Consider the following 7,189-nt stretch of genomic DNA (forward strand, 5'->3'; position numbering starts at 1 on the left):
GACGGGTGACGGACGTGGCGGTTCACACCTGGGACGACTGCGCGGAGTCGTCCGTTTCGGAGGCGTTCGGGCTGCCCTGTGCGGCGATCGCCCGTTCAGCCGTGTTCAGGACGGATTCGGCCGCTAATCCCGTGTGGCCACCGGCCTGCAGTGCGCGGACCACGACGTCGCGGATCCTTTCCGGGTCGGTCTCGCGGGTGTGGATCGCATCCCAGATATGGATGCCGTCCAGGGTCCGTCCGGAGATCGCCCGGATGAGTTCGTCCACGTAGCGGAGCTCGGCCTCGGCCAGCGCGTTGACGTATTCGCTCTCCAGCGTGAACAACCGGGGCAGGCCTTCGCGGACAGCGAAGGCCTCACCCGCGTGGGTGTGCTCGATCTGGAGCATGAGCCGGCTGCGGCGTTCGGTGAGCAGCCGGACGGCGTCGTCGGGTGTGAGCACAGCCAGCATGGACAGTGCCGCCTCGAAGCGCTGGTACTCCTTGGCGGGTGTGCTGACAAGCTCGGACATCCAGTCGTAGAGCTCGGTGCGGCCGGATGCGGTGATCTCGTAGATGGTCCGTTCGGGCCGTCGGCCTTCGCGAACGGTCTCCCGGGCCGCGATGTACCCGCCACGGGCCAGCGAGTCCACCACGGTGTAGAGCGAGCCGTAGGTCAGCTTGATGCTGTTTTCCTTGTGTCGCTCACGCATAGTAGTCGACATCTCGTACGGATGCATGGGTCGTTCGTTGAGCAGCGCAAGTACGGCCAGTGCCAACATGTTTGCTGTCCGTTGACGGGTCATGCTCTCACCATCCCGACTCCGAGTACTCGGCTACGAGTATCCGGTAAGTGGACGCCGACTGTCAATCGGATGGCTACTTCCAGTGGTCAGCGGCCACTGTCGGCCGCAGCTGACGGCCGCCGGGTCGCACTACGGCGTGTTCGCTGGACCAGACGGCCGACTCTCGAAAGGCTCCAGAGGCGCACCCGCTCGAAGAGGCCGAAGCCGCGAACGCAGGTGCCGCCTGGTGTGGCAACAACCGGACACACCGGTCGCGTGACGCCCTACGCCGAGCGCCGAGCGGCTGGCTGCGGCATGCTCACAAGTGCGTCGTGACACAACCGGCGCGGGTGGGCTCGGCGGCGCACCCGCGCCGGCTTCCAACCGCCGGTGCTCTGGGGGCGACGGCATCCGGGGACGACGGCCTCCGGGCGCGCGATCTGACGATCGTTGCTCGCCCTCTGGTCCTCCGGGCGGTTGGTGGTCCGCGCACCGAACTGTCGCCGGTGGGCGGCTGGGTCAGCCCCCGCCCACCGGCGGCTCCTCCCGTGCGGTCGCAGATGGTAACGGCGTGGGCGCACCGGCGGAGTGCGGTGTGGACCTGCGAGGATCGGTGGCATGCCAGTCGGATCCGAGGCTCCGGCCTCTCAGGAGTTGTTCCGTCGCGCACAGCGAGTCATCCCTGGTGGGGTCAACTCGCCGGTTCGGGCGTTTCGAGCGGTGGGCGGCACACCGCGCTTCATGGTGTCCGGGGATGGTGCGTACCTCACCGACGCGGACGGTCGCCGGTACGTCGACCTGATCTGCTCCTGGGGTCCGATGATCCTGGGTCACGCCCATCCGGCGGTCGTCGAGGCCCTTGCGGTGGCGGCGTCGCGGGGCACGAGCTTCGGCACGCCGAGCCCGGGCGAGGTCGACCTGGCCGAAGAGATCGTGTCCAGGGTGGCACCGGTCGAGCAGGTCCGGCTGGTCAACTCCGGGACCGAGGCCACCATGAGCGCGTTGCGGCTTGCGCGGGGTTTCACCCGGCGTTCGAAGATCATAAAATTTGCCGGCTGCTACCATGGTCATGTCGACGCGCTGCTTGCCGCCGCCGGATCGGGCGTGGCCACCCTTGGCCTACCGGACACTCCGGGTGTCACCAGCGCCACCGCCGCGGACACGATCGTGGTGCCCTACAACGATCTGGGTTCGGTCGAGACGGCGTTCGCCGAGTATCCCGGCGAGATCGCCGCTGTCATCACCGAGGCCGCAGCGGCGAACATGGGGGTTGTCCCGCCGCTGCCGGGCTTCAACGCCGGGTTGCGTCGGCTCTGCGACAGCCACGGGGCGTTGTTCATTCTGGACGAGGTGATGACCGGCTTTCGGATTGGCCCGGCCGGCTGGTGGGGGGTCGAGGGCGCAATCGAGGGATGGGCGCCGGATCTGTTCACCTTCGGCAAGGTCATGGGCGGTGGGCTGCCAGCGGCGGCCTTCGGTGGCCGGGCTGAGGTGATGGCGCAGCTTGCCCCGGCCGGGCCGGTCTACCAGGCCGGGACGCTGTCGGGTAATCCGCTTGCCGTTGCCGCCGGTCTCGCCACGCTTCGAGCGTGCGGCCCGGATGTGTACGCGACGGTGGACGCGCGCGCCGGCGACGTCGCCGGGATCGTGTCGACGGCCCTGACCGAGCAGGGCGTACCGCACCTGCCCAGTAGCGCCGGCTCCCTGTTCAGCGTGTTCTTCACCGACGTGCCGTCCGTCGTCGACTACGCCGGGGCGCGGACCCAGTCCAGTGCCCGGTACGCGGCGTTCTTCCATGCGATGCTGGACGCAGGGGTATACCTGCCGCCTTCCGCGTATGAGGCGTGGTTCGTCTCGGCGGCGCATGACGACGAGGCGGTGGAACGGATCGCCGGTGCCGCGCCTGCGGCGGCGCGGGCCGCGGCCGGCGTTCCCGAGCCGGTGCCGGCAACAAGTGCTGGAGGGATGCGCCCATGACGCGGACGGGCGGTGACACACCGCTGACGACCATCCACCTTGTCCGCCATGGTGAGGTCTTCAACCCCGAGAAGATTCTGTATGGCCGGCTGCCGGGGTTCGTGTTGTCGGAGGCCGGCGCGCGCCAGGCTAAGGTCACGGCGGAGTTCCTTGTTGATCACGACATCGCCGCGGTTGTGGCGAGCCCGCTGGAGCGGGCGCGACAGACCGCCGAGCCGATCGCGCAGTGTCGCGGTGTCACCGTTGAGGTAGACCCCCGCCTCATTGAAAGCCGCAACGTCTTCGAAGGCAAGCCGTTCGAGGCCGGGCCCGCGCTTGTCCGGTATCCGAGGATGTGGAAACTTCTGATCAATCCGTTCGAGCCCTCCTGGGGGGAGCCCTACGCCGAGATCGCCGGGCGGATGCTGGCCGCCGTCGCCGAGTGGCGTGACACCTACTGCGGCCGGGAGGTGGTCCTGGTCAGCCATCAGCTACCGGTGTGGACGACTCGCCGGGCGCTCGAGGGCAACAGGCTCTGGCACCGCCCGGACCGTCGCCAGTGCGCGCTCGCCAGCGTGACGTCGGCGGTATACGCCGGCGATCGGTTGGTGCGGGTCGACTATGCCGAGCCGAACGGCCCGACTGTGCACCGGGCCGGCTCCGCCGGCGCGTGAGGGTCGCCGGCGGCGACGGGCCGTGGATGTCGGGTGGCCGTGGATGTCGGGTGGCCATGGGTGTCGGATAGCTGCGGGTCTCAGACAGCTGTGGGTGCTGGGCATCCGCGGCACCTGCAACCTACCCTGGGGTCGAGTTCTACAGTTGGTCGTAGACGTGTCCGTGGTCGGCACCGGTAGATCAAGAGCGGTGAGGTCATGGATGGCGATGTCAGCGGAGATCTGCTGCACATGAGGGGAGTGGGTGTGGACGAGCGACGGAGCGCGGCAGGAGTGGGGGCCGGCGCATCCAGGATGTCGATTGTCCAGGTCGGGCAGCTTCCATGGCACGGTCCGTCTAAGGGACTGTCGCTCGTTGTCATCAGCGTGCTGTGTGTGTTGGTCTCTGTGGTGACAGGCTGTTCCAGCGGGGCCGACAGTGTGGATCAAGCCGCCGGTGGCGGGTTCGGCTTCGTCCAGCAGGCGCCCAACTCCGACTTCGTCCCGATCGACAAGCGGGTGCCGGCGCCAAACCTCGCCGGTCCGACCGTGGCCGGTCCAGACCTGGACCTCGCGGGCTTCCGCGGGAGGATCGTCGTCGTGAACTTCTGGGCCTCGTGGTGCGCGCCCTGCCGCGCCGAAACGCCCGGCCTGGTCACGATGGCCGCGGACAACCCGCAGGTGGCCTTCGTGGGAGTGAACGAGAAGGACAACCTCTCGGCGGCGAAGGCGTTCATCCGGGACAACGGTGTGACCTATCCCAGCATCGTCGACCGGATCGGCACGCTCGCCGCGCGCTGGCCGGTGCCGCCCGGCCTGCCGTCCACCTTCGTGCTTGACGGTAAGGGTCAACTCGCGGCCCGGTTCACCGGCGGCGTCCTCGCCGACGAGCTGATGCCCGTCCTCACCAGGCTGGCGGCCCAGGCATGAACGACACCGCCATGAACGACACCGCCATGAACGACATCGCAGGGACGCGGGGGGCACCTGCGTGAGCGTCGCGTCGTTCGTCACCGACGGACCCGTGCTGCTTGCCGCGCCGGTCGCTGCGGCGGCCGGACTGCTGTCGTTCCTGTCACCGTGTGTGCTGCCGTTGGTGCCTGGATATCTGTCATTCGTCACCGGGCTGTCGGGTGAGGACCTCGCCATCGGTGCTCCTGGAGTCCTGATCCCAGCCGCAGCCGCAGCCCCAGCCGCAACCCCGACCGCCACCCGCAGCCCGACCCAGGCCTGGGCCCGGTTGCGGGCCGGGCGTCGACGGGTGGGCCGCGTCACCCTCGGAACCGGCCTTTTCGTCGCCGGCTTCACCGGGGTCTTCGTCAGTTATGGTGCCGCGTTCGGCGGGTTGGGGCGATGGTTGACCCTGCACCAGGTCGGCGCCAGCCGGATCCTCGGCGCGGTGACGATCGTCATGGGGCTGGCGTTCGCCGGTGCGTTCGCGCGGGTTCCCCTGGCCAACCGGGAGTGGCGCATCCACCGCCTGCCGGCGTCCGGCCTGGTCGGCGCACCGCTGCTTGGCGTCCTGTTCGGGATCGGCTGGACGCCCTGCCTCGGGCCCACGCTGACGGCGGTGCTCGGACTGGCCGTGCAGAGCGCGACCGCCGGCCGGGGGGCGTTTCTCTCCGCCGTCTACTGCCTGGGGCTGGGCGTGCCGTTCCTGATCGTGGGCCTGGCGTTCCGGCGGGTTGCCGGTGCGCTGGCGGCGGTGCGCAGGCGCGCGCGGATGCTCACCCTCTTCGGCGGCATCCTTCTTGTGGTTGTCGGATTCCTCCAGGTCACCGGTGCCTGGACGGATTTGATCGCGGCTGCGCGCCCCTACGCGCCGGGTTTCGCGGAGAGTCCGCTGTGACAACGGGCGGAGGGTCCGCGGTGACGACGAGCGGAGGGTCCGCGGTGACAACGGGCGGAGGGTCCGCGGTGACGACGACGATCGGTGCGGCGGCGCCGACGACGGTGCCCGACGAGGTACGCGACGAGGCGCGGACACGCGCCGACCATGCGCACGCCCAGGAGTTGGAAACGGCGTCCGGATCGCCGGCGGGATCGCCTCCCGGGCCAGCTGGCGGGCCGGGCGGGAACGCCGGCGGCGGCCTGCGCCGCTTCGGGTCCGCCGGGCGGGTGACGGCGCCGATCCGGAAGGTCTGGCATCAGCTGACCAGCATGCGCACCGCGCTGCTGCTGCTGTTCCTGCTCGCGCTCGCCGCCGTCCCCGGATCCCTGCTGCCGCAGCGGTCGCTGAACCCGCTGAAGGTCGAGCAGTACTTTCGTGATCATCCGTCGCTTGCGCCGGCACTGGACAGATTGTCCGCATTCAACGTATTCGGTGCTCCCTGGTTCGCCGCGATCTACCTGTTGTTGTTCATCTCTCTGATCGGATGCCTGTCGGCCAGGGTCCGCTGGCATGCCAGAGCACTGGTGGGCCGCCCGCCGCGGGCACCGGCCCGGCCGAGCCGGCTGACCGGGGGACAGTCGTGGGACAGCGCGCTCACCCCGTCGGAGGCGGTCGAGGCGGCGCGGATGGTCCTGCGACGGCGGCGGTTCCGGGTGGCGCTCGCCGCCGACGGCGCCACCCGTCCGGACAGCAGCCCGGACTTCTCCGTGGCGGCGGAAAAGGGCTACCTGCGCGAGACGGGGAACCTGATCTTCCACATCGCGCTGGTCTTCATGCTCGTCGGGGTCGGACTGGGCTCGTGGTTCGGATATCAGGGTACGGTCCTGGTGATCACGGGTGACGGGTTCGCGAACACGCTGGTCTCCTACGACCAGTTCAGCCGGGGCAGGCTCGTCGACCCCGTCGGTGATCTAGCGCCGTTCTCCCTGACGATGGAGGAGTTCACCGCGTCCTACCAGCCGACCGGCCAGCCCGCGGACTTCCGCGCGAAGGTCGCGTACGCTACCGAGCTCGACGGGCACACCCGTACCGCTGAGATCCGGGTCAACCATCCGCTGGCGGTCGGCAGCGCAAAGGTCTACCTGATCGGGCACGGGTACGCGCCGCACTTCGTGTTGAGGAACAGCGCAGGCGGGGTCGTCTGGGAGGGCTACCAACCGTGCACCCCCCGCGACGCCATGTTCGCGTCCACCTGCACCTTGAAGATCGGCGACACCGGGCTCGCGCCGACCGGGCCCACGCGTGAGCCCCAACAGCTGGCATTCAGCGGCGTGTTCACGCCCACCACCGAACTGGACCGGGCCCGCGGCTATGTCTCGACCTATCCGGCCGCGAATGCGCCCGGCCTCACGCTCACCGGCTATGTCGGCAACCTGCACATCAACGAGGGCATTCCGCAGAACGTCTACTCGCTGGATACCCGTGACATGCACCAGCTGCGCGTGAACGGGCCACTCGGCGACAATCGTGCGGCGCAGGTGCTCGCGCTGAACAACCCGCGTCAGCGAACAGTCACCGGCCTGCCCGGTGGGATGTCGCTGGAGGTCGACGGTCTGCGCGAGTTCGCGACGTTCCAGACGAAGTCGGACCCGTTCAAGGGCTGGGTCCTTGTCGCGGCGATTGCGATCATCTCCGGCCTGCTGGTGAGCATGCGGGTCCGCCGACGCCGGATCTGGGTGCGGGCGCGCCCCGTGGCCGACGCGGCTGCCGATGCCGATACCGGCGTAGCCACCGATACCGACGCGGTTACCGTGACCATGGTCGAGATCGGTGGTCTGTCCCGGTCCGACATCGACGGCTTTGCGGCCGAGCTGCGGGCAATCGCCCTGGATGTACGGGCGGCCACGGCGAGTGCCCCCCGGCCGCTGGACTCCCCCGAACAGGAGCTGTGATGCCCGTCAACTCCGGCCTTGCCGCGTTGTCCGA

At 69.3% G+C, this 7,189-nt stretch carries 6 protein-coding genes; 5 read left to right on the forward strand and 1 reads right to left on the reverse strand.

The window, feature by feature from the left end; all coding sequences use genetic code 11:
* Positions 1–22: 22 nt before the first annotated feature.
* Complete coding sequence (locus tag U9977_RS07750) at positions 23–784, reverse strand: PadR family transcriptional regulator (RefSeq protein ID WP_322748505.1); 762 nt, start codon at positions 782–784, stop codon at positions 23–25.
* Positions 785–1,381: 597 nt separating this feature from the next.
* On the opposite strand from U9977_RS07750, the gene hemL reads away from it, so the two are divergent.
* The 5 genes from hemL to resB all read left to right on the forward strand — a co-directional run bounded on the left by hemL (position 1,382) and on the right by resB (position 7,155).
* The gene (gene hemL, locus U9977_RS07755; protein ID WP_322748506.1) at positions 1,382–2,740 is read left to right on the forward strand and encodes a glutamate-1-semialdehyde 2,1-aminomutase; all 1,359 of its coding nucleotides are present in this window, start codon (positions 1,382–1,384) and stop codon (positions 2,738–2,740) included.
* Positions 2,737–3,393, forward strand: a complete 657-nt coding sequence (locus tag U9977_RS07760; RefSeq protein WP_322748507.1) for a histidine phosphatase family protein — start codon at positions 2,737–2,739, stop codon at positions 3,391–3,393. Before hemL ends, U9977_RS07760 begins: the two co-directional genes overlap by 4 nt.
* 375 nt (positions 3,394–3,768) lie before the next feature.
* Positions 3,769–4,302: a TlpA disulfide reductase family protein gene (locus U9977_RS07765; protein WP_322748508.1), complete on the forward strand. Its 534-nt coding sequence runs from the start codon at positions 3,769–3,771 to the stop codon at positions 4,300–4,302.
* Between the two features lie 61 nt (positions 4,303–4,363).
* On the forward strand, positions 4,364–5,221 hold the full coding sequence (locus U9977_RS07770; RefSeq protein WP_322748509.1) for a cytochrome c biogenesis CcdA family protein: 858 nt from the start codon (positions 4,364–4,366) through the stop codon (positions 5,219–5,221).
* Positions 5,222–5,289: 68 nt separating this feature from the next.
* Positions 5,290–7,155 carry a cytochrome c biogenesis protein ResB gene (resB, locus tag U9977_RS07775; RefSeq protein WP_416210509.1) on the forward strand — a complete coding sequence of 622 codons (1,866 nt, stop codon included), beginning with the start codon at positions 5,290–5,292 and terminating at the stop codon, positions 7,153–7,155.
* Positions 7,156–7,189: the final 34 nt, after the last annotated feature.

Source organism: Protofrankia sp. Cas8 (genome assembly GCF_963555845.1).
Classification (GTDB): Bacteria; Actinomycetota; Actinomycetes; order Frankiales; family Frankiaceae; genus Protofrankia.

What these genes read in the sequence shown, in the direction of transcription:
- U9977_RS07760 (WP_322748507.1), top strand. Translation starts at nt 2,737, where the DNA reads ATGACGCGGACGGGCGGTGACACACCGCTGACGACCATCCACCTTGTC.
- U9977_RS07750 (WP_322748505.1), bottom strand. Translation starts at nt 784, where the DNA reads ATGACCCGTCAACGGACAGCAAACATGTTGGCACTGGCCGTACTTGCG.
- hemL (WP_322748506.1), top strand. Translation starts at nt 1,382, where the DNA reads ATGCCAGTCGGATCCGAGGCTCCGGCCTCTCAGGAGTTGTTCCGTCGC.